This window comes from Arthrobacter globiformis NBRC 12137, from assembly GCF_000238915.1.
GTDB lineage: Bacteria > Actinomycetota > Actinomycetes > Actinomycetales > Micrococcaceae > Arthrobacter > Arthrobacter globiformis.
Genome location: NZ_BAEG01000034.1, coordinates 1 through 1,439, shown reverse-complemented (window position 1 = coordinate 1,439; position 1,439 = coordinate 1). Strand labels below are relative to the sequence as shown.

General features: G+C 64.1%; 1 protein-coding gene. It reads right to left on the bottom strand.

Features of this window, described 5'->3' with window-relative positions; translation table 11 throughout:
* The coding region (locus ARGLB_RS05475) for an amino acid permease (RefSeq protein WP_003799844.1) at window positions 1-1,439 on the bottom strand (1,439 nt) is incomplete at both ends.

Here is a 1,439-nt window from a genome sequence, read left to right as displayed (position 1 = left end):
TTGGCGATGACGGGGGACATGCCGGTGAAGCCTTCGCGGGCTTCGGCGATTTCGTGGATGCGTTTGCGGCAGGCGTACCAGCCGGCGGTCATGAGGGCGGTGGCGATGAGGGTGACCAGGAGGGTCAGGGGTGAGTCGATGAAGACCATGACGAGGACGCCGAGGAGGAAGAGCAGGGAGAGGTAGCCGGTGTAGGGTGCGCCGAACATCCGGAATGAGGGTCGTTTGAGCCAGCCTTTGTCGGCCCAGCGTTTGAGTTGGATCTGGCACAGGACGATGGTGGCCCAGGTGACGATGATGCCGACGGAGGCGATGTTCAGGACGATTTCGAAGGCCTGGGCGGGGACGAGGTAGTTCAGGGGGACGCCGAGGAGGGAGACGCCGGCGGTGATGGCGATGCCGCCGTAGGGGACGCCGGCTTTGTTCATGCGTTGGGCGAATTTGGGGGCGGAGCCGGCGACGGACATGGAGCGCAGGATCCGGCCGGTGGAGTAGAGGCCGGCGTTGAGGGAGGACAGGGCGGCGGTGAGGACGACGAGGTTCATGATGACGTCCACGCCCTGGATGCCGATGGAGCCGAAGAACGTCACGAAGGGGCTGACGCCTTTTTGGTAGGAGGTGTAGGGCAGGAGCAGGGCGAGGAGGATGACGGAGCCGACGTAGAACACGGCGATGCGGAAGACCACGGAGTTGATGGCTTTGGGCATGATCTTTTCGGGGTTTTCGGTTTCGCCGGCGGCGGTGCCGACGAGTTCGATGGAGGCGTAGGCGAACAGGACGCCTTGCATGAGGATGATCATGGGCAGCAGGCCGTTGGGGAAGATGCCGCCGTTGTCGGTGATCAGGCTGAAGCCGGTTTCCTGGCCGGGGACGGGGGTGCCGAAGATGACGAAGTAGGTGCCGATGAGCAGGAATGCGACGAGGGCGGCGACTTTGATGATGGCGAACCAGAATTCCATTTCGCCGAAGACCTTGACTGAGACGAGGTTCAGGCCGAGGACGGCGATGAGGGCGGTCAGGGCCCAGACCCATTGGGGGACGTCGGCCATCCAGGGGATGTAGTTGCCGAAGAAGTTCATGTAGAGGGCGGCGGCGGTGATGTCCACGATGGTGGTGGTGGCCCAGTTGATCCAGTAGAACCAGCCGGAGACGAAGGCTGCTTTTTCGCCGAAGAATTCGCGGGCGTAGGAGACGAATGAGCCTGAGGAGGGCCGGTGCAGGACCAGTTCGCCGAGGGCGCGGAGGATGAGGAAGGCGAAGAAGCCGCAGACGGCGTAGGCGATGACCAGGGACGGGCCGGCGGCGTTGAGCCGGCCGCCGGCGCCGAGGAACAGGCCGGTGCCGATCGCGCCGCCGATGGCGATCATCTGGATCTGCCGCGGCTTCAGGCTCTTGTGGTAGCCCTTGTCCTCGGCATGGAGAAGGGTTTCGGTGGCGTG